The sequence below is a fragment of the Bifidobacterium rousetti genome, from assembly GCF_008698235.1.
GTDB lineage: Bacteria > Actinomycetota > Actinomycetes > Actinomycetales > Bifidobacteriaceae > Bifidobacterium > Bifidobacterium rousetti.
The window spans coordinates 413,395-433,360 of record NZ_PEBH01000002.1 but is presented as its reverse complement, the minus strand read 5'-3'; the positions used below and the strand labels follow the sequence as shown (position 1 = coordinate 433,360).

Sequence of the window (19,966 nt, the reverse complement as noted above, 5' to 3'; positions counted from 1 at the left end):
TTTATCCCAAGTGAAGGCGTCGGTCGGGAGGAAAGGATCTAGGCTGGAACCATGAGCGATACGACTGTGACGATGAGCGCGCGTGAGGCGCTGGACACATTGACTGCGGAGAATGCCGGCGACGATGCCGCGTCGCGCGCCCTGCTGGCGTACGCGCCGCCGAGGGGCGGCAAGACGCGGTTCGCGTTCCGCGTGTTGCTGGGCGCGTTGGACCGGTTCGGCGGGTCGGGGGCGATGATGACGGTCTCCAACCGCACCATCGCCGACCGGTTGGGCGACGATGTCGTCCGTCATCTCGGCGCGTCCGCGCAGACCCGTCCGGTGACCACGCTGTCCGCGATCGCGTTCCGCGTGATCGCCGACGCGCGGTTCGCCGCCGGCCTGTCCGCGCCGAGGCTGATCAACGGCGCCGAACAGGACGCGCTGCTTCGCGGGGTGATGGCCGTGCATCTGGCGCACGCGCAGGCCGGCGAGCCGTGCGCGGTGTGCGGGCTGTTGCGCGCTTATTTCGCGTCCGACGACTGGGCGAAGGCGGTCGGGGCCGCCGACGATGACGGGACCGAAGAAACCCATACCGCGGAAGGCACCACCGCGGGCATGTTCGAGCGCGGCGTCTCGTCCGCGTTCGTCGCCCAGCTGCGCGACATGCTGGCGCGCATGGACGAGCTCGGCGCGTTCCCCGAATGGGAGGACCAGCTGATCGAGGCCGCGCGCGCCGAAGGCACGTACGGCGAACGGCTCGAACTGCAGTGGCGACTCGCGTTCGCCCTGCGGCGCGAATACCTCGCGGCCATCGAACAGGCGTACCAGGGCCAGTACCGGCTCGACGCCTCGCGGTTGCTGGTCGAGGGCGCGGCCGTGCTGCGCGACGGCACCGCATCCGACAAGGGCTTGCCGAAGCTGCTCGTCATCGACGACTTCCAGGACACCACGCTCGCCGGCCTGCGCTTCCTCGAGGCGCTTGCCGACGCGGGCGCGGGGCTGCTGCTTGTCGGCAACCCGGACGAGGCGGTCCAGACCTTCCGCGGCTCCTACCCGGAGTACCTGTTCAGACAGGCCGTCGAAGGATCGCTCGGCGCCCGGATCGTCCGCATCGAGCCGGAGGAGCCGGAGGATGACACGGACGCGGCCGAAGACGCCGAGGACGAACCCGACGCCCATCCCGTCACCTACCGCGACATCGTCGCGGCGCGCGTCTCCCTGTCGATCCCCTCGCCGCTGGACGATCCCACGCCGCTGCCCGACCGCCCCGGCAAGACGCCGAAGCTGCACGGCTCGTGGCCCATCGCGCCATTGGACCCCGAGGCCAAGGAGCGCTCGGACGGATCGTTCGCCTCGGCCCTCTACCGTTCGCCGCGCGAGGAGCTCGACGACGTCGTATGGCGCATCAAACGCGCCAAGCTCGACGGCCGCGCGCAATGGAACGACATGGCCGTCATCGCCCACGACAACAACACCGTGCGCACGTTCGGCGAGCGCCTGCGCCGCGACGGCGTACCCGTACGCTACTCGTCCGTCACCCGCCCCCTAAGCGAGGAGCCGTTCGTGCAGGGCCTGTTCGCCCTGATCGAACTCGCGCGACTGCGCCGGCAGGGCCTTGACGGCACCGACATGACCCTGCGCCAGATCGCCGCGTTCGCCCGCTCCCGCGTCGCCACGCTGATGGGCGGGCCGCTGATCACCGTCGGCGCGAGGCCCGGCGATGGGCGTCCCGCGCGCGTCGAGATCATCGACTCCGCGATGAAGGCCCTCGAATCGCTCTCGGCCGTCGTCGGCGGCGTCTCCGAGAACGGCGACGACCACGGGAACGCCGCAATCGCCGGCACCGCCGATGCCGACGAGGCGCGAACGACCCTGCCCGCGCTGGTCCGCGCATGGGACGATCTGACGCACGCCAAGGCCGCGTCGACCGCGTCCGCCCCGGTCGCGGTCGACGACTCGCTGATCGATCCCTCGTCCTCGACCGACGCCCCCGCATTCGGCGTGAACGCGCTGTACGCGATGCTCGCGCTCGACGACCCGCAGGCCCCGGCCGACTTGGCACTCGCCGCCATCGGTCAGGTGGTCGGCTCCGATCCGCAGCTCAAGGCGTTCCAGCGCCTGTGGCTGCTCGTCGACAAGGTCGCGCAGGGCCTCGGCGAACTCGTCAGCGAGGAGCCGCAGTTCACGCTCGCCCTCGCGTGGGACGCCACCGGCGTGGCCCGCGTCTGGCAGCGCGCCGCGCTCGAGAACACGGCCGAGGGGCGCGCCGCCAACGACCGACTCGACACGGCGATGCGCCTGTTCCAGTACGCCGAGGGCGGCACCGCCGGCCATGACATCGTCCGCTTCATCGCGCAGGTGCGCGCCATGCAGATCGAGGCCGACTCCCTCGCCCACATCGGGCCGATCGAGCAGGCCGTCACGCTCACCACACCGGCCGGCGCCGCAGGACGCCACTGGAAATTCGTGTGGATGCCGGCCCTCCAGCAGGATGTGTGGCCCAACCTCGCCGAACGCAACACGATGTTCGGCGGCGAGGATCTGGCCGACATCATCCTGTACGGCGGCATCGCGCAGGGCGTCACCGGCCCCGCCGCGGGCGGTCCCGCGCACGATCCGCGGCTGGCGTCGGTGCTGTCCGGCGAAAAGAAGAGCCTGCTGGTGGCGCTCACCCGCGCCGACGAGACCGTGATGGTCAGCGCCGTCGCCAACAATGACACGACCCCATCCGACTTCCTCTACGGCTACCTGCCGGAGCATTTCGACCGCGAATCTGCGCGCTTCACCGCAGTGGGGGAGGGCGGCGAGTTCGCCGGTCTCGACGCCGACCCCAAGGGCGTCGTCGCCGCCGCGCGCATCGTGTTGGCGACCTGTCCGGCCGACTCCGCCGAGGCCAGGGACGCCGCCATGGCGCTGGCGCTGCTCGCCGAGCACGGCGTCGAATCCGCCGACCCCGACGAGTGGGCGTACCCGCCGCAGACCAGGATCGAGGAGGCGTCGGGCGTGGGCGGGGAGCCGGCCGCCCACACCGAGCGGCCGGACGAGCCCGCGTCCCATCCGATGGCGTCCCTGTCTCCGTCGTCGGTGGACCGGCTGTGGGACTGCCCGGTGTGCTGGATGCTCGAGAACACGTTCGCCGGCCCCCGTCCGGGCAGCGTCGCCACCAGCTTCGGCACGCTCATCCACGCGGTCGCCCAGCGCGGCAGCGAGGAGGGGCTCGACCGGCCGAACCTCATGCCGGCGGCCGCGCGCGACGATCGCCTCGCCGCCGTCACGGCCAGGCTCACCGCCATCTACGACGAGCTCAAGCCCGACACGTCCGCGATCGACGACCCCGCCAGCCGGTACAACGCCATCCGCAAGGACGAGCACGCCGCCGAGACCCTGTCGAACATCGCCTCCTACTTCGTCACCAGCAACGAGGACGACTACCTCGGCGCCAACGCGAAGAACTTCCAGGTGGGGCGGCTCGAACAGGCCTCCTGCGAGGAGGCGTTCGCCGCGCGCTTCGACCTCGACGACATCCTCGCCGCCTACAACGCGACGCCCGGCGTCGAACCGGTCGACCGGCACCGGCTGGCCCTCCTCATGGGCACGCTGGTCGGCGGCTGGCCCGAAGGCATGAGCGACGACCTCATCGTCCGCCTCACCGGGCGCATCGACCGCAAGGAGACCCGTGTCATGCCGGGCGGAGGCGAGCGGATCAGGCTCATCGACTACAAGACCGGGCAGGTTCCCGGTCCCAGACAGATCGCCAACGACCTGCAGCTCGTGTGCTACCAGCTGGGACTCACCTTCCCCGAACGGCCGGTCGGAACATCGGGCGCCACCTTCGGTCTCCGCGGCACCGAGGCGCTCGCCGCGGCCCCGGTGATCGGCCAGTGCGCCCTGTTCCACGTCGAACACCGCGCCGCCCCCGCGCTCAGCTGGGCGCCCGAGGCGTTCCACCAGCCGCCGCTGTTCACCAGAGGCTCGCTCAACGCGGACGGGTTCACGCCGCGCTACCACTATCCGAGCATCGGCAAACTGCTCGACATGCCCGCGCTCGCGCCCGAGATCAAGCCCGAGGGGCTCGACGAGGTCAGCGACGCGCAATGGCGCGCCTTCGCGTCGCTGAACGACACGCAGGCCCTGTGGTCGCTGACGATGATCGCCCGCGTGTTCTACACAGCCGCCGCCAGCCGGTCCGAGCATCTGACCGCCCACCCGACCGACACCCATCTGCAGTTCTGCCGCATGCGCACCGTCTGCCCCGCGTGCGCCGGCGAGGTCGACACCGTATTCGAAACGAGGCAAGCATGAACGCATCCATCACACTGTCCGAAGCCACCGAAAAACCCGTCATCACACCTGTCATCACGCCCACCGAGGAACAGGCGGCCGTCATCGACGCGCCCATGGGCGACGACGTGCTCGTCGTCGCCGGCGCAGGGTCGGGCAAGACCTTCACGATGACCCGTCGCATCACCAGTCTCATCGAACGCGGCGTCGCCCCCGAACGCATCCTCGGCCTGACGTTCACGCGCAAGGCCGCCGGCGAACTGCTCGAACGCGTCTCGGCCGCGGTGACGACCATGCGCAGGGACGCCATGTTCCTGAAGCCCGCGGTGTTCACCTACGACGCGTTCTTCCAGTCCATCGTCCGGCAGTACGGCCTGCTCGTCGGCTTCGACCGCGACACGCAGCCGTTGAGCGAGGCCGGCGCGCTCCAGATCGCCGCCAACGTCATCGACCGGAACATGGACATGCTGCGCGGGCGCGACCTCGGCGCGTTCAACACCCTCGCCTCGCGTGTGCTGGCCCTGTCCGACGCGATCGGCAGTTCGATGATCGGCGGCGACGTCACCGACATGACCCAAGCCGTCGCCAAGGTGCGCGCATGGGACAACGCCTTCGCCGAACGAGTGCGCGACGCCATCGGCGGCGAGCCCGTCCCCGACGAGGCGCCGAAGCTCAAGGCGCCGACCCGCCGCAAGAAGGACACCGACGAGACGTGGGCCGAGAAGCTCAACGACTACCAGCGCCGCCAGCACGAGGCGTGCGTGTTCACCTGCGCGAACCTCGTCGCCGTCGCCGAGACCCGTGACGTGCTCCTCGATCTCGTCGAGGCGTACGCCGCGGAGAAGCGCCGTCTCAACATGGCCGAGTTCAGCGACTTCACCATCGCGGCCTACCAGCTGGCCACCCGGTTCCCGTCCATCGGCGAGCGCTACCGCCATCGGTTCAGCCATGTGCTGCTCGACGAATACCAGGACACCTCCACCACGCAGGCCGCCCTGCTCGCCGCCCTGTTCCACGGCGAGGGGACCTCGGTCGGCGCGGTCGGCGACCCGTTCCAGTCGATCTACGCGTGGCGTGGCGCCAGCCCGGGCGCGTTCCGCATGTTCCAGCGTGACTTCCGCATGCCGTCCGACGCCGAGCCGTACACGCTGAGCGCCACCCGACGCAATTCACGCCTGCTGCTCGATGCGGCCAACGACCTGACCCTGCCGTTGCGCGGGACGCCGCGCCGCGCCGGCAGCTCGCTGATGCGCGAGGTCGACGTCTCCCCGCTCGTCGCACGCGCCAACGCGCCGCTCGGCACGATCGGCATGCTCGGATACGACACGCTCGGCCAGGAGATCGACGCGGTCGTGCGTTTCTGCCGTCACAGCGTGTACCGCGACCTGCCGCTGCCGGCGGACAAGGCCGACCCGTGGAATCCGGACAAGGGCAAGCGCAGCGTGGCCGTGCTGTTCCGAACCAAGGCGCATATCGCCGAATACCAGGAGGCGCTCGAACGGGCCGGGCTCGACACGGTGGTCGTCGGCTATTCCGCGATGCTCGATCGCCCCGAGGTGCGTGACGTCCTCGCCCTGCTGCATGTGGCCGCCGATCACACCGATTCGGCCTCGCTGATGCGTTTGCTCGCGACCCCGCGGTTCGGCCTCGACGCGAGGACGCTCACCGCGTTGTCGTCGACCGCCGAACGGCTCAACATGGAGACCCGGTACCGCGCGCTCGTCGCCGCCGGCATCGCCCCCGCGGACGCGCCCCGCGGCGAGTGGGCCGCGATCGTGCGCGAGCACCGTAACGAGGTCGCCAACGCCGTGTTCCTGCCGGACGTGCTGCTCAGGGGCGACCTCGAGCGGCTCCTCGATCCCGGTGACGGCAAGCGGCCCGTCCTCACAGGCGAGGCGAAGCGGATCGTGCTGCGCGCCTCGGCGGTGCTGCGCCGCGTGCACGACATGGTCGGCCGCCCCCTCGCGGACGTGGTGCGCGAGGCCGTGCGCGCGCTCGACCTGGACGTCGACACCGTGCTCGCGCAGGCGCTGCGCGACGCCGACCGGGTCAACCCCACGCTCGCGCACATCCCGATGGACGCGGTCATCGATCTGGTGGACACGTACACCGCTGAGATCGCGGCCGGTTCGACCCCCACGCTGCGCGGGTTCATGGCGTGGGTCGACGCGCTGAGGAGCATCGAGGACGAGACCTCGACGCTGAACGCCGACCGTCACGCCGACGTGTCGCTCATGACCATCCACCAGTCCAAGGGCCTCGAATGGGACGCCGTCGCCGTCGTCGGGCTCACCGACGGCGGGTTCCCCAGCAACAAGGGCGACCATCTGAAGGTCGAACTCGACGAGAACCACCCCGGCGGCACGTCGGATGGCGCGTGGCGGGCGCCCGAATACCGGGAGACGGCCCGCACATGGCTCGACGACCCGACCGCGGCCCCCGTGCCCGTGCGCGCCGACGCCGGCATCCTGCCGCGGTTCCCGCACGACGCGCCGGCCGACGTCGACCCGATCACCGCATTGGACGAGCTGGACGGCGTCGAGGCGATCGACGACGAGGTGTACGGCACGCTGCGCGGCATCGGCGACGGCGTCGACGAGGTCGACCCCGACTCCTGGCATCTGACGCAGCGCGAGGAGTACGGACGGCGCCTGCACGCCGACGAACGCCGTCTCATGTACGTCGCCCTGACGCGTGCGAAAGAGGAGGTGCTGCTCACGTATTCGCGCGCCAACAGCCTCGATCGCGTCGCGGACGACGGTGTGGCATCCGGCTCGCGTAGTGCCAAGCCGTCCAACTTCTGGCTGGAGGTGCACGACGCGCTGCACTCCCGTGATGACGTGGCGTGGGAGCCCGACAACGTGCCCGAGAGCATGCAGTCCAGGGACATGGCACCGGATGGCTACTTCGTGGGGGAACGGGCGCAGGAGTTCGAGGACGCGGTCGTGGGCGAGGCGATGCTCGAACCGGTCGAGCGCCGGGACGGCGACGCCGTCCTGCCCTGGCCCGCCTCGCTGAGCGAGACGGTCGAATCCAGACTCGCCGACGCCGCCGACGCGGTGCGCTCGATCCGCGGGCGGCTGTCCAAGCGGGCCAAGGAACTCGCCGATTCCGATAAGGCGAAGGCATCCGATGCATCCGATACGCCCGAAGAATCGGACGCCGAGCGACAGGCCAAGGCGTTCGACAGGGCGCTGGACGAGGTCTCGAAGAGCCTGCCGGGCGGTGGCGCACTGCTGTCCCGCGCCAAGGTGCTGGCCGCCGACGCCGACCTCATGGCGGCCTCCCGCGAGGGCGACGACACCGACGTGGACAAGACGGTCAAGGCCCGTGCGCAGCGCATCCTTGCCGGTTCGCGCCAGTCGGTCACCAGCCTGCAGGCGAGGGCGGGGAGCATGACGGAGAAGGACGAACGCCGCTACTGGCGCGGCATCGTCCGCCCGATCCCGTCCGTCGCCTCGCCGGCCGCGTCCGCCGGCACCCGCTTCCACGCGTGGGCCGAACGCTTCGTCGACGCCGCGATCCCCGGCGTGCTCCTTGATACGGCCGTGGCCGGGGTCGGTGTGTCGGACGTGGCCGGCGGCGCGTCGGGCGTCACCCGCGCCGCGCTGCTCGAGGACTTGGCACAACGCGAGAGCGCACTCGGCCCGGCGGACGCCGTGGAACGCGACCTCGCCGTCTGGCAGCGTCGCCTCGCCGGATCGGCGTGGGCCGCGCGCACCCCGGCGTGGGCGGAACGCCAGCTCGTCGCCGCCCTGCCGCAACTCGACGGCATCATCGCCAACGGCAAGCTCGACGCGGTGTTCGTCGGCGGCCTCGATCCGGACGACGCGACCAAGCGCTACACGATCATCGACTGGAAGACCGGCCACCGGCCCCACGGCGCCAAGCAGGTCGCCGAAAAACTCGTGCAGCTCGACCTGTACCGGCTTCTGCTCAGCGCGATCGAAGGCGTGCCGCTGGACAGCATCGACGCGGCTCTCTACTATGTCAGTGAGCCCGACGAACGCTTGCGACAGCTGGACGCCGAGGCGAAAACAGAACAGGACATCATTGCCGAGTTGAGCTCCGGAGTTCCCGAGCAATCCGACGACGACTAGACCCATCCCGCCCCTGAGGGCGGGACAGCGGGTCCCGCGGCTGGAACGCGCCGTGAACGTCCCGTCGGGGGAAGCCGCGACCCTCGTGCGTGCACGTGTGGGCGGGCGCACGTGCCGAACGACCAACCATGAAGGAGTATCAGGCACCATGGCTGCGACAACCGACGCAACCACCACCGCAACCGCAACCGACGGCATCGTGGCCGCACCCAAGGATGAATCCGGGGTCAAGGCCACGGCCGTCACCTACCGGCCGATCCGCCGGGACGACATCGACACCATCGTCGAACAGTTCTACCTCACCTGGGGCGTCGACGAACCCGGCGACCCCGCCATCGCGCGCATGACCTCGCGCCACTTCACCCTCCACTACCTCGAACCCGCCACACGCGGCGACATCGCCGAAGGGGCCGACGGCACGTTCATGGGCGTCACCCTCACCCGCGTGGCCGGCCGGCCCACGCTGTTCGACGACACCGCCGACGAGCTGGCGAACGTCGACGCCGAACTCAACGCCACGCCCGAAGGCGTCACGGCGCTCGCGCGCACCAACGCATGGCACGCGCTCGAAACCCGCATGGAGGACGAGCTCGCCATCAACGAGCGGGACACGGCCGAACTCGAGCTGTTCCTCGTCGCGCCAGCCGCCCGCGGCCACGGCGTCGGAGGCACCTTGTGGCGCCGGATGCTCGCCTATCTCGCGTCCGAAGGCGTTCCGCGCTACTACCTGCACACCGACTCCAGCTGCGACGTCGGCTTCTACGACCACAAGGGGTTGAAACGCGTCGCCGAACGCTACGCCAAGGACCACCCCGACGAGCCCGCCGGCAATGGCGAGGACGTCTTCATCTACGAGGGCGAGGTGCGGGCGTGAGCATGACCCCCGTGACCTCCCCGACTTCTTCGACCCCCGCGGCCGCCACGGCCGGATCCCCCTACGCGCGCCTGTTCCGCATCCCCGGTGCGAAGGCGTTCTGCGTCTCCGGGGCCGTCGCCCGACTGCCGATCTCCATGATGAGCCTCGGCATCGTGCTCGCCCTGAACCACCTGTACGACAACTGGACGATCGCCGGCACGATGAGCGCCGCCTACGTGTTCGCCCTGTCATGCGTGACCCCGTTCTACGCGCGCGCCTTCGACCGGTTCGGCCAGCGCCGCGTCGGACGCATCGCCCTCGCCGTGCAGGTCGTCTCGATGCTCGCCTTCGCGTTCGCGGCCCTCGTGCGCGTGCCGATCCCGCTGCTGTTCGCGCTCGCCGTCGTGATGGGACTGACGCAGTTCTCGTTCGGCGCGCTCGTGCGCACCCGCTGGGCGTACGCGCTGCGCGGCGTCGACGACGGCGAGTCCCTGCTCAACACCGCGTACGCGATGGAGGCCGCGATCGACGAGGTCGTGTTCATCCTGGGCCCGATCCTCGCCGCGTGGCTCGCCACCTCCGTGCACCCGGTCAGCCAGCTGTTCGTGCCGACGCTCGCCTGCGGGTTGGGCGGTCTCGTGTTCTTCTCGCTGAAGTCCACACAGCCGCCGGCCATGACCGAGTCCGTCGACGTGCCCGTTGAAGCCGAGACGAAGGCGGGGGACGCGGACGGGGACACCACAGCCGCCACAGCCGCGACCGGTGTCGACCGGCTCACCCTCGACCCGCTGCGCAGGCCCGGCGCCAAGCCGAAGAGCGTGCTGCTCTACGGCGGCGTGCTGCCCCTGCTCGTGGTTTTCATCGTGTTCAACATGAGCTTCACCGCGTTCGACGTGTCGATCACCGCGACCATCAAATCGATGGGGCTGGAGCAGTTCCTGGGCCTGCAGCTGGCCATGTTCGCGCTCGGCTCGTGCATCGGCGCGATCGTCTTCGGCTCGCGCGGCCTCAAGGGCTCCCATTGGGGGCACATGATCCTGTTCCTGTGCCTACTGGCGGTCGGTTACGTGGGATTCCGCCTCGCGATGGACAACCTGCTGCTGCTCGGCGCCGTCGAGGTGCTGACCGGCCTGTTCGTCTCGCCGCTGTTCACCACCGGCAACCTCATCGTCAAGGACCTCGTGCCGCCCGAAAGCCTCACCGAGGGGCTGAGCTGGGTCACCACGGCGGGCACGGTCGGCACGTCGATCGGCTCGTCGGCGGCGGGCGTCGTGCTCGACGCGGCCGGCCCGCACATGGGCATGCTGCTGCCGGCCACGTTCACCGCCTGCGCTGTCCCGCTCGCCCTCCTCGGCTGGGCCCTCGCCAAACGTCGGTGACTTCCTGGCGGTTCACCGTTCGAACGGATACACCAATCCCCATTCCCCGCGGATGCGGTCCATCAGCTCCATGATGCGCAGCGTGTCCGCGTGGGGCATCTCGGCGCATTCGCCGCGACCGTCGAGGATCGCGTTCGCGGCGGCCGCCACCTCATACTCGTAGCCGGTCAACTGCGCCGGCACGTCGATGTGGCGCCTCAACGCGTGGTCGAGCCCGTACACGTCGATGCCGGTCGGATTGTTGATGTTGTCGACCACCGCATAGCCCTGGTCGCCCTCGATCACGCCGGCGCGATCCGAGGCGACCGCGCGCGAGCTGGTCGCCACCGCCATCAGCCCGTCGTCATAGACGATCATCGTCGCGTTCGACCGGTCCACGCCCGACTCGTACGGCGTCATCACGGTGCTCAGGGAGGCGATCGAACGCCCGTGGTCGGCGCCGACGGCCATGTCGATGAAGTTCAGCGCGTACACGCCCACGTCGAGCAGCGCGCCGCCCGCGAGCGCGGGGTTGGTGATGCGGTCGCGGCCGTGGTTCTCATAGCTCAGGTCGGCGCGCACCACGCGCACGTCGCCCAGCTCGCCCGAGGCGATGAGGTCGTTGATGATCGCGCGGCTCGGCTGGTAGCGCGTCCAGATCGCCTCCGTGGCCAGCAACCCGGTCTCGTCCGCCACCTTGAGCAGCTCGCGGGCCTGCGCCGCGTTCGCGGTGAACGACTTCTCCACCAGCACGTTCCTGCCGGCCTTCAGGCACAGGATCGCCTGCTCGGCGTGGAAGACGTGCGGCGTCGCGATGTACACGAGATCGACCAGCGGATCGGCGGCCAGCTCCTCGTACGAGCCGTACGCACGGTCGAAGCCGTATTCGCCGCGGAACGCCTCGGCGCGATCGTAGTCGCGCGCCGCCACCGCGTACGGGTGGATCCATCCGGCGTAGCGGTCGTCCGCGGCCATCCTCACCAGCGTCGTCGCCATCGTGCGCGCGATCGAACCTGCGCCCAGGATCGCGACGTTCACCTTCTCGCCGTTCGCCTCGATTTCGGCGCGCTTGCCGTTCAACCTGCTCATCGTTCCTCCTTGAATCAGTGGTCGCGTGCGGACATCCCCATCCTACCGTCGTCGCGCCTGTTCTGTCGGGCCATGCCGATACAACGGGCGTATGACCAGTGGTGAAGCGAAGCAGCCCATGATGTCCCGCCGCGCCCGCGAGGCGCAGCCCTTCCGCGCGATGGTGTTCGGCGCGAAGGCCGATGAGATGATCGCCAACGGTGTGAGCGTCATCAAACTCTCCCTCGGCGAACCCGACTTCGGCGCGCCCCCGGCCGTGCGCGACGCGATGCGCGAACAGTACGACGGCCGCGCCCTGCCCTACACCGCCGCGATGGGCCTGCCCGAACTGCGCCACGCGATCGCCGACTTCTACCGCGAACGCCACGGCCTCGACATCGACCCCAAACGTATCGTCATCACCTCCGGCGGCTCGGCCGCGCTCCTGCTCGCCACCGCCCTGACCGTCGACCCGGGCGACGAGGTCATCGTCGCCGACCCTTCCTACCCGTGCAACCGCGAACTGGTCAACAGCTTCGAGGGCAGGGTCGTCGACGTGCCCACCAGCGCCGCCACCCGCTTCCATCTCAACCGCGAACTGGTCGCCGCCCACTGGTCGGATCGCACCAAGGCCGTGATGATCACGTCGCCGTCCAACCCGACCGGCACCACCATCGACTTCGACGTCCTGAAGGACGTCACCGCGTACGCGCGCGACCACGGCGCATGGCGCATCGTCGACGAGACCTACCTCGATCTCGCGGACCGCGAACCCGACGGCAGCGAGGTCAGGTCCGTCCTCGCCTGCGACGACGGGGCGATCGTATGCAACAGCTTCTCCAAGTTCTTCGGCATGACCGGCTGGAGGCTCGGCTGGGCCATTGTCCCCGACGACGACGCCGTGCTCGACGCGGTCGACGACCTTGCCACCAACTACTACCTGTGCGCCCACACGCCCACCCAGCACGCCGCGCTCGCCTGCTTCACCCCCGACAGCCTCGCCGAATGCGAACGCCGACGTCAGGAGCTGCTCGCCCGGCGTCATATCGTCGTCGAAGGCCTGAAGCGCATCGGACTGCCGGTCGAGGTGGAGCCGAACGGCGCGTTCTACGCGTACTTCAACATCTCCTCCACCGGATTGGACGCATGGACGTTCTGCGAACGCGCGCTCGACGAGGCCCACGTCGCCCTGACGCCGGGACGCGACTTCGGCGCCGCCACCGCCGACACGCATGTGCGCCTGAGCTACGCGGCGTCACGCGAGGCGCTCGCCGAGGGCCTCGACCGTCTCGGCCGCTGGCTGCCGACCCTGAAGTAAGATTTCATATCTGATCAGAGAACAAGAAGAAGGAATCCAACCCACATGGTCAACCTGCGCTCGCACACCACCCGACTCGGCGTGCTCGACATCGGATCGAACACCATCCACATGCTCATCGTCGACGCCGCGCCCGGCGCCCGACCGGAGCCGGAGGCCAGCACGAAGCGCACCGTGCGCCTGATGAAGTACCTCAAGGAGGACGGCTCGATCAAGAAGGCCGGCATCGACGCGATCCTCGAGGCCATCGACGAAAGCATGAAGCTCGCCGAGGAGTACGACATCACGCAGCTGCTCGCGATGGCGACCAGCGCCCTGCGCGAGGCGCCGAACGGCAACAAGGTGCTGCGCAAGATCGAGGAACGCATCGGTCAGGGCGTCACGGTCCTGTCCGGCACCGACGAGGCGAGGCTCACGTTCCTCGCCGCCCGACGCTGGTACGGCTGGGACGCCGGCCGACTGCTCATGCTCGACATCGGCGGCGGCTCGCTCGAGGTCGCGATGGGTTCCGACGAGGAGCCGACCGTGGCGCTGTCCGTGCCGGCCGGTGCGGGGCGCGTGACCACCAAGTACCTGCCTGAGGGCACGGCCACGCCCGAGGAGCTCGAGGAGGTGCGTCGGCATGTGCGCAAGATCCTCGAGCCGATGGTCGAGGCGTTCCCCAAGTCGAAGCACCCGAACCACGCGGTCGGCACGTCGAAGACGTTCCGTTCGCTCGCCCGGCTCGCCGGCGCCGTGTTGCGCCAGCCGGGACGGGAGGACACGCTCATCATGACGCGTGAGCAGCTCGAGGATTGGATCCCGCGCCTCGCCGCGATCGCCCCCGAGCAGCGCGTCGCCCTGCCGGGCATCACCCCGGAGCGCACGATGCAGATCGTCGGAGGCGGTGTCGTGGCCGACGAGATCATGAAGGCCCTGAACATCCAGGAGATCGAGATCTGCCCGTGGGCGCTGCGCGAGGGCGCGATCCTGCGCTGGCTCGACCAGTTCGGCCGCACCCGCCTCGGCTTCTAGGGCTTCAACTGGTTTGGCCCCCTCTGACGGGACGTTGCCGTGAAGCAAACAGCAGAGCTGTTTGTAGGCAACGTGCGAGCCGACAGGCGAGCCAGTCAGCTGCGCGCAGCGCGTCCGTAATTGCGGGACGGGCTGTCAGTGAAGCTGACTGGGGGAGAGACCTGCGGCACGTGCCGCCGCACTTACTGCGCGGAAGACGACGAGGCCGTGTAGGTCTTGTCGAAGATGGTCTGCGCGTCGGTGTGCACGTACATGCGCGCCTGCGCCGGGCCGGTGGTCTTGACCATGTCGGGCAGGCTGTCGGCCATCGGCTGTATCGCCTGATCCGAGGTGGACGCCAGTTGCGCGGCGAGTTCGCTCGCGGCCGCGTCGTACTGGGCGGGCAGGTGGATGTCGATGACGAGCGTGTCGCCCTCGGCGCGCGTGGTCACGGTGGCGCCGGTGCCGTCGAAGGACGAGCCGATCGACGACTGCATCTCGCTCTGGAACGTCGGATCGGCGACCATCTCGCTCATCGACGGGTAGCGATAGTCGAATGCGTCGTCGGAGCCGGAGTCGGTGCCGTCGGTCGTGGAGTCGCCATCCGTGCCGTCCGAGCCGGTGCCGTCCAGACCGGCGGAATCATCCTGCTCGAGCTCGTCGAGACCCTTGTCGAGGTCCTCGCCGATCTGATCGGAGCTCGTGCCGCCCTTCGCTGTGGCGGACTGGGACGACGCCACCTTCATCGCCTGCGAGACGGTGTAGTACGCGCCCACGCCGCCGCCGACCATCATGATGATGCTGATGATGATGCCCGCGATCGCGAGCCCGCGGCCCTTCTCATGCGTGCGTTTGATCTGGTTCAGGCCCACGATCGACAGGATCAGGCCGATCAGCGAGAACAGGAACGCGAGGATGAAGCCGATGATCGCGCAGACGTTCCACTTGCCGGCCCGCGGATAGTAGGGCTGCTGCCCGTTCGGCTGCGGCGGGTACGGGACGCCCGGGGCGCCGGGAACGGGAGCGCCCGGAACACCCGGCTGAGGCGGATACGGCGCGGCGCCGTTCGGAACGCCGTTCGATTGGGCGGCTGGCGCGGCCCCGGTCGGCGCGGCGGTGCAGGGGAGAGGAACATTCGCCGCCGGATACTGCGGTTGCGCGGGTTGTGCGGGTTGCATGGGCTGCGTCGCGTCGGCGGCGGGCGGGAACACGCTCGTCGGCTGCTGCGCGAACGACGGAATCGCCTGCGTGGGCTGCTCCTCCGGGGCCGGTTGCGTCGGCAACGGCTGCGTCTCCTGAATCGGCTGCTGCGGCAACGGCTGCAGCGGTTGCGTGCCCTGTGTCTCCTCGGCCGTCGTTGGCTGGGAAGGCCGGGAATCGAATGGAACCTGTGACTGGTTCTTGTCGTCGGACATGGCTGTCGCCTTTCTCCCTTCTGCCGGCCGCCCTATTGCGCCCGGCCGAGGATCTCCTGCACGACTCGAACGTGCGACCCCAGGGCCTTTCCCCGAGGAGACCGACAGCTCCCATTACCATTCTCTCACAATTTGCCCCACAATCCAGCAGCACCCGCCTGTTTCCAGTCGGCGTTTCATGACAGTCTGCGACGCCTTCCGGAACGCGGTGGCGATGCTTGCGAGTGAAAGACCTGTCGGCGTCGCGCGTTGTCCGGTTATGTGGGATGAAGACCCGTATGGCGGGGGAGTGGGATATAGAGTGGTAGTCATCGTCGACCGGCGTGACAGGCCGGAAGGGACCGAAGAGAGGTCAAGAGGATATGGCCAGTGAATCCGGTGAGCGATCCGACAACACGCCGACCGTCGTGTTCCCCGTCGTCGGACGGAGTGGCGACGCCGGGTATGACGGCGGTGCCGGCGGAGGACTCGGCGACGGTCGGAACGGGAACCGCGGGCGCAACTGGACGATCCGCGTGATCGCGGTGCTGGTGGCGCTCGCCGTCATCGCGGCGATCCTGTTCGTCGTGGACCAGCGTCGTGCGTTCGACGCGTGCATGGCCGCCGAAAGCGAGTGGACCGAGGCGTCCGCGGCGGCCGTGGCCGCGGGGGCCAAGCGGGAGGATCCGCCGGCCGTCTGCCCGTCGAACGCGTTCGGATCGGACCTGCGCCAGTACGCCTCCCAGCTGGAGTCGGGCGCGCAGCGGCTGCGCACGCGCGCCGCGGAGTTGAAGGCCGAGCGCGAGGCCGCGCAGGAGGCCCAGCGCAAGGCGCAGGAGGAGGCGCAGTCGCAGCAGGGCGGCACTGACGGTTCCGCGGCCACCGACCTGCAGTCCGCGAAAAGCGCGCTGGAGGCGACGCTTTCCGAGGCGCAGGAATCGCTCGGCGAACTCGACCGGCTCGGCGGTGCCGCGGCCGCGATCAAGCCGGTGCTGCAGGCCGCCTACGAGAAGGCCAAGCAGCTGTTCGACGACTCCGGTGTGAAGGACTCGCGCTACTACAAGGCCGCCGCCGTCACCTTGCAGGAGGCCGTCGACGCCGCCAACCAGTGGATCGACTCGCAGGCCGCCAAGTCCAAGTGAATGAGTAGGTGAATCGCTGTCCCGTGTGCCGTACTCCACAGCGTGCCCCGTCGCTGTCATCGTGTTCGATCAGCCGCGACACCACGCCTTCGGTGACGCTGGTGCAACGGGACCTCCGTTCGGCCCGACGCCTGCCGATGCGTACGGAGATCACGATGAGGACCAGTCCGAGGACCATCGCGAGTCCACCGATCCCCATCCAAAGAAACATGTCTTTTTCCATCCATTGCCGTACGTCCCCTCCCTGCCTGATGGCATTGACGGCATGAAACACCAATGGTGGGGCTTTCCGGTTATCTCCCCGGACAGATTGACATCTTTTGATGTCAATCGTCTCTCCGGCATAGACGATTGACTTGTCTTTATGGATACTGTCGGCAGTAGCACTCTCGTAGGAAGGATTCTCGTCCATGAAAAAACAACCAAATGACTTCATTGGGGTAAATACATATTTATTGGTTCAGGCGCGTGGGTTGGTCAAGCGTGTGGTTTCCGCTGATGGTTCCAGTCCGAGTGTGATTCTCAATGATGTCTCGTTGGATATTCCCGGTGCCGGGTTGACGGCGATCGTCGGGCCTTCGGGTGCGGGTAAGACCTCTTTGTTGTACGTGTTGTCCGGTTTGGACAGGCCCGACTCGGGTCGGGTCGTCATCGGCGGCACCGACATCTACGCGTTGGACGAGGAGCGTCGTTCGCGGTTCATCCGCGGGCATATCGGTTTCGTGTTCCAGCAGTACAACCTCGTGCCGTATCTGACGGTCGAGGAGAACGTGATGCTGCCGCTCTCGCTCGCCCATCGCAAGGCCGACTACATTCGGGTCACGCAGCTGTTGTCCCGGTTCGGCCTGCGCCGGAGGGCGAGGACCGTGGTGAGCGCCCTGTCCGGCGGCGAGCAGCAGCGCGTGGCCCTGTGCCGGGCCCTGCTCTTGCGCCCGGCGGTGGTGTTCGCCGACGAGCCCACCGGCGCGCTCGACACCGCGAACAGCGAGCTCGTGCTGCAGGTGCTGCGCGAGCTGGCGGATTCGGGTTCCAACGTGGTCATGGTCACGCATGACACGGACGCCGCCGCCCTGGCCGACCGCGTGGTCTTCCTGCGTGACGGCGGAATCACCCACATCGCGGGCAGACTGACCGCTGGGCAGATCGTCGAGGGCATGCGCCGCACGTTCGAGCCGGCCATGCCGCAGCACGGTCAGGAGGCCCGTCGTGGGTAGGTATGTGCTTCGCGTGTTCCGCGATAATCTCGCGGGTTGGGTGCCCACGATCATGGTGGTCGCGGTGGTGACCACGCTGGTGGGCGTGTGCATGAACCAGTTCGTGTGGACCTCGTCGCCGTCGTTCGCATCGGCCGCCCGGCTGGCGGGTCTGGACCCGGCCGAGTTCGGCATGGTGTCGGCCACGATCTATGTCGTGGTGGCGTTGCTTGCGTTCTTCTCGCTGACGGTGGTCGGTTCGGCCACGGTTGACCGCATCCGCGGCACGTTCGCGCAATGGCGTCTCATGGGCGCCAGTCCGAGTCAGGTGCGCGCGGGCATGTGGATGCTCGTGGGCGTGGCTAGCCTCACCGGCTCGCTGCTCGGCTCACTGCTCGCGATGCCGGCCAGTCTGCTCGCGGTTCCCGAGTTCAACGCGATGGCCGCGGAGAGCTTCGCCGGCGGGCTCGGCTCGTTCGTCCCTCCCGCGTTCGCGCCGTCCGCGACGGCATGGCTCGGCTCGCTGCTGCTGGGCGTGGCCACGTGCATGCTGGGCGCGTTCGTGCCCTCGATGCGTGCGGCGAAGGTTCGTCCCATCGAGGCGATCCGTGGCGGGGACGCACAGATTGGAAGACGTGGATGGCGGTATTGGGCGCGTTGCGCGCTGGGACTGGTCGTCATGGCGGCGGCATTGGCATTGGCGTTCTCCGGCATGGGCATGCCGCGCGCCCACGCGTTCGGGCAGGAGGCCGGCCAGACGTTCAACAGCGCATTATGGGCCGGGATCATCGCGTCGTTCGGCATGTACGTCCTCACTGGCGTGCTGGTCCCAATCCTGCTGGATGCGGGACGCGCCGTGTGCCGCCTGTGCGGGTCGGCGACCGGCGTGCTCGCGGCCCGTGCCGCCAAGGCGAAGGCCGTGTCCAGTATGAACATCATCGCCCCGCTCGCACTGGCCTTGGGATTGTCCACGACCCTGCTGACCTGCGCGCGGTCCTACGGGCGGATACTGGCCCTGGGCGGCCATCCGACGAGCCTGAACTACGCGGACTCGCTGCTGATGATCGCGATGCTGTGCATCGTGTCCCTGGCCACGAGCCTGGCCGTCATCGCGTTGTCGAACCGTGGCATGGTCGCCGATCAGGCGCTGCTGCGCAGCATCGGCATGTCGCCGCGCCGGGTGACGCGCATGATCCTGTGGCAGAGCCTGCACCTGGCCGCCGGCGCGGTCGTCCTCGCGCTCATCCCGGTCGCCGTCAGCTCGCTCGTGCTCGCAACACGCTCCATCACGCTCGTCGGCGTTCCAGTGGCCGGGATCCCGTGGGCTGGTGTGATCGGCGCGGGAGCGGCCTGCTGGCTGGCGTTGTTCCTCATCCAGTACATGCAGATCCGGCCCGCGTTGCGCCGCAGCGTGGCCGACGCGATCAGAAGCCGTTGACGGCATCAGATTCGGAAAAGGAGGATGATAATGCCTGTCCGATACACGGCAATGCCGAGGCGCGCCCCGGCATCCATGCTGCTCGCGTTCTTGCTGATTTTGACGGCCTTGTTCGGGCTGGCGGCGTGTGGCTCCGTCCAAGGTTCCTGGCCGGACGGCCAGTATGCCGGCCGGGTGCCCGAACCCGATCGGGTGACGACCCGTATCAGGGACGAGACCGACAACGGCTATCTGATCGACGTGTCATGGACCATCGCCGAGGCGAAGGACTATACGCGAAAGATCAAGGACGCGGGCTTCACCCGCAACGCCACCGAGGAGGAACAGGCCGGTGTATACGACTACACGGCCGACGACGGCACCGTCAAGGTCTCCATCAGTGCATTGCCTGGCGACAACGGCACCATCAACATCAACAAGCTCCCATGACACTCAAAAGGATCGGCACTCATGGACATTCCCACACATCACGAACCGTCATCCGGCAAGCCCCTGCCGGCGCCACCGCCCATCCCGGAACCCGGCCGGCCGAACCCGCCCCGGCCATTGCCAGCCGCGAACACGCCGAACGATTCGATTATCAGCTTCCTGCTGCTCGGCCTGTTCCTGTCCCTGCCCGGCGTGCTGATCGCGTGGATCACCGTCCGCGACGGACACGGATGGGAGCATGGCGGCCGCGTCGCCGCATGGATCGGGGCGCTGCTCTCGCCGTTCGTATGGCTGGCCATCATCATCGTGTCCACTGTGCTGTTCACCGGTTCGGTCACGATGCTCGGCTGCCTGATGCCCGGCGCGGACTGCCTCGCACAGTGAATACGCCGATGACCCGACGAGGTGGCACAG

General features: G+C 68.7%; 13 protein-coding genes. 11 read left to right on the top strand and 2 right to left on the bottom strand.

Annotation, left to right across the window (positions count from 1 at the left end; translation table 11 throughout):
- The first annotated feature begins 72 nt into the window (after positions 1-72).
- The 4 genes from CSQ85_RS04310 to CSQ85_RS04295 all read left to right on the top strand — a co-directional run bounded on the left by CSQ85_RS04310 (position 73) and on the right by CSQ85_RS04295 (position 10,598).
- Positions 73-4,284, top strand: coding sequence for a PD-(D/E)XK nuclease family protein (locus tag CSQ85_RS04310; RefSeq protein WP_150383063.1), 4,212 nt, complete (start codon positions 73-75; stop codon positions 4,282-4,284).
- Complete coding sequence (locus CSQ85_RS04305) at positions 4,281-8,363, top strand: ATP-dependent DNA helicase (protein WP_150382979.1); 4,083 nt, start codon at positions 4,281-4,283, stop codon at positions 8,361-8,363. Before CSQ85_RS04310 ends, CSQ85_RS04305 begins: the two co-directional genes overlap by 4 nt.
- A gap of 148 nt (positions 8,364-8,511) precedes the next feature.
- Complete coding sequence (locus tag CSQ85_RS04300) at positions 8,512-9,237, top strand: GNAT family N-acetyltransferase (protein ID WP_150382978.1); 726 nt, start codon at positions 8,512-8,514, stop codon at positions 9,235-9,237.
- Positions 9,238-9,239: 2 nt separating this feature from the next.
- The gene (locus CSQ85_RS04295; RefSeq protein WP_150383062.1) at positions 9,240-10,598 is read left to right on the top strand and encodes an MFS transporter; all 1,359 of its coding nucleotides are present in this window, start codon (positions 9,240-9,242) and stop codon (positions 10,596-10,598) included.
- A 12-nt stretch (positions 10,599-10,610) separates the two neighbouring features.
- On the opposite strand, the gene CSQ85_RS04290 is transcribed toward CSQ85_RS04295, so the two are convergent.
- The gene (locus CSQ85_RS04290; RefSeq protein WP_150382977.1) at positions 10,611-11,666 is read right to left on the bottom strand and encodes a Gfo/Idh/MocA family protein; all 1,056 of its coding nucleotides are present in this window, start codon (positions 11,664-11,666) and stop codon (positions 10,611-10,613) included.
- A 121-nt stretch (positions 11,667-11,787) separates the two neighbouring features.
- On the opposite strand from CSQ85_RS04290, the gene CSQ85_RS04285 reads away from it, so the two are divergent.
- The gene (locus tag CSQ85_RS04285; protein ID WP_223846841.1) at positions 11,788-12,963 is read left to right on the top strand and encodes an aminotransferase class I/II-fold pyridoxal phosphate-dependent enzyme; all 1,176 of its coding nucleotides are present in this window, start codon (positions 11,788-11,790) and stop codon (positions 12,961-12,963) included.
- 45 nt (positions 12,964-13,008) lie between these two features.
- Positions 13,009-13,977: a Ppx/GppA phosphatase family protein gene (locus tag CSQ85_RS04280; RefSeq protein ID WP_150382976.1), complete on the top strand. Its 969-nt coding sequence runs from the start codon at positions 13,009-13,011 to the stop codon at positions 13,975-13,977.
- Between the two features lie 182 nt (positions 13,978-14,159).
- Here the strand turns inward: CSQ85_RS04280 and CSQ85_RS04275 are convergent, their stop codons facing one another.
- Positions 14,160-15,371 (bottom strand): DUF4190 domain-containing protein, encoded by a 1,212-nt coding sequence (locus CSQ85_RS04275; RefSeq protein WP_150382975.1) that lies wholly within the window; start codon positions 15,369-15,371, stop codon positions 14,160-14,162.
- A gap of 362 nt (positions 15,372-15,733) precedes the next feature.
- Here CSQ85_RS04275 and CSQ85_RS04270 point away from each other — a divergent pair, with 362 nt between their 5' ends.
- From CSQ85_RS04270 to CSQ85_RS04250, 5 genes are all read left to right on the top strand, one after another.
- Positions 15,734-16,492, top strand: coding sequence for a hypothetical protein (locus CSQ85_RS04270; RefSeq protein WP_150382974.1), 759 nt, complete (start codon positions 15,734-15,736; stop codon positions 16,490-16,492).
- A gap of 515 nt (positions 16,493-17,007) precedes the next feature.
- Entirely contained in the window at positions 17,008-17,706 is a 699-nt protein-coding gene (locus CSQ85_RS04265; RefSeq protein ID WP_223846825.1) for an ABC transporter ATP-binding protein, read from the top strand.
- A complete protein-coding gene (locus CSQ85_RS04260) occupies positions 17,699-19,123 on the top strand; it encodes an FtsX-like permease family protein (RefSeq protein ID WP_150382972.1) in 1,425 nt (474 codons plus the stop codon). Before CSQ85_RS04265 ends, CSQ85_RS04260 begins: the two co-directional genes overlap by 8 nt.
- 30 nt (positions 19,124-19,153) lie before the next feature.
- On the top strand, positions 19,154-19,552 hold the full coding sequence (locus tag CSQ85_RS04255) for a DUF6591 domain-containing protein (RefSeq protein WP_150382971.1): 399 nt from the start codon (positions 19,154-19,156) through the stop codon (positions 19,550-19,552).
- A gap of 21 nt (positions 19,553-19,573) precedes the next feature.
- Positions 19,574-19,936 (top strand): hypothetical protein, encoded by a 363-nt coding sequence (locus tag CSQ85_RS04250; protein WP_150382970.1) that lies wholly within the window; start codon positions 19,574-19,576, stop codon positions 19,934-19,936.
- Positions 19,937-19,966: the final 30 nt, after the last annotated feature.

What these genes read in the sequence shown, in the direction of transcription:
- CSQ85_RS04275 (WP_150382975.1), bottom strand. Translation starts at nt 15,371, where the DNA reads ATGTCCGACGACAAGAACCAGTCACAGGTTCCATTCGATTCCCGGCCT.
- CSQ85_RS04270 (WP_150382974.1), top strand. Translation starts at nt 15,734, where the DNA reads ATGGCCAGTGAATCCGGTGAGCGATCCGACAACACGCCGACCGTCGTG.
- CSQ85_RS04280 (WP_150382976.1), top strand. Translation starts at nt 13,009, where the DNA reads ATGGTCAACCTGCGCTCGCACACCACCCGACTCGGCGTGCTCGACATC.
- CSQ85_RS04285 (WP_223846841.1), top strand. Translation starts at nt 11,788, where the DNA reads ATGTCCCGCCGCGCCCGCGAGGCGCAGCCCTTCCGCGCGATGGTGTTC.
- CSQ85_RS04250 (WP_150382970.1), top strand. Translation starts at nt 19,574, where the DNA reads ATGGACATTCCCACACATCACGAACCGTCATCCGGCAAGCCCCTGCCG.
- CSQ85_RS04310 (WP_150383063.1), top strand. Translation starts at nt 73, where the DNA reads ATGAGCGCGCGTGAGGCGCTGGACACATTGACTGCGGAGAATGCCGGC.
- CSQ85_RS04300 (WP_150382978.1), top strand. Translation starts at nt 8,512, where the DNA reads ATGGCTGCGACAACCGACGCAACCACCACCGCAACCGCAACCGACGGC.
- CSQ85_RS04255 (WP_150382971.1), top strand. Translation starts at nt 19,154, where the DNA reads ATGCCTGTCCGATACACGGCAATGCCGAGGCGCGCCCCGGCATCCATG.
- CSQ85_RS04295 (WP_150383062.1), top strand. Translation starts at nt 9,240, where the DNA reads ATGACCCCCGTGACCTCCCCGACTTCTTCGACCCCCGCGGCCGCCACG.
- CSQ85_RS04305 (WP_150382979.1), top strand. Translation starts at nt 4,281, where the DNA reads ATGAACGCATCCATCACACTGTCCGAAGCCACCGAAAAACCCGTCATC.
- CSQ85_RS04290 (WP_150382977.1), bottom strand. Translation starts at nt 11,666, where the DNA reads ATGAGCAGGTTGAACGGCAAGCGCGCCGAAATCGAGGCGAACGGCGAG.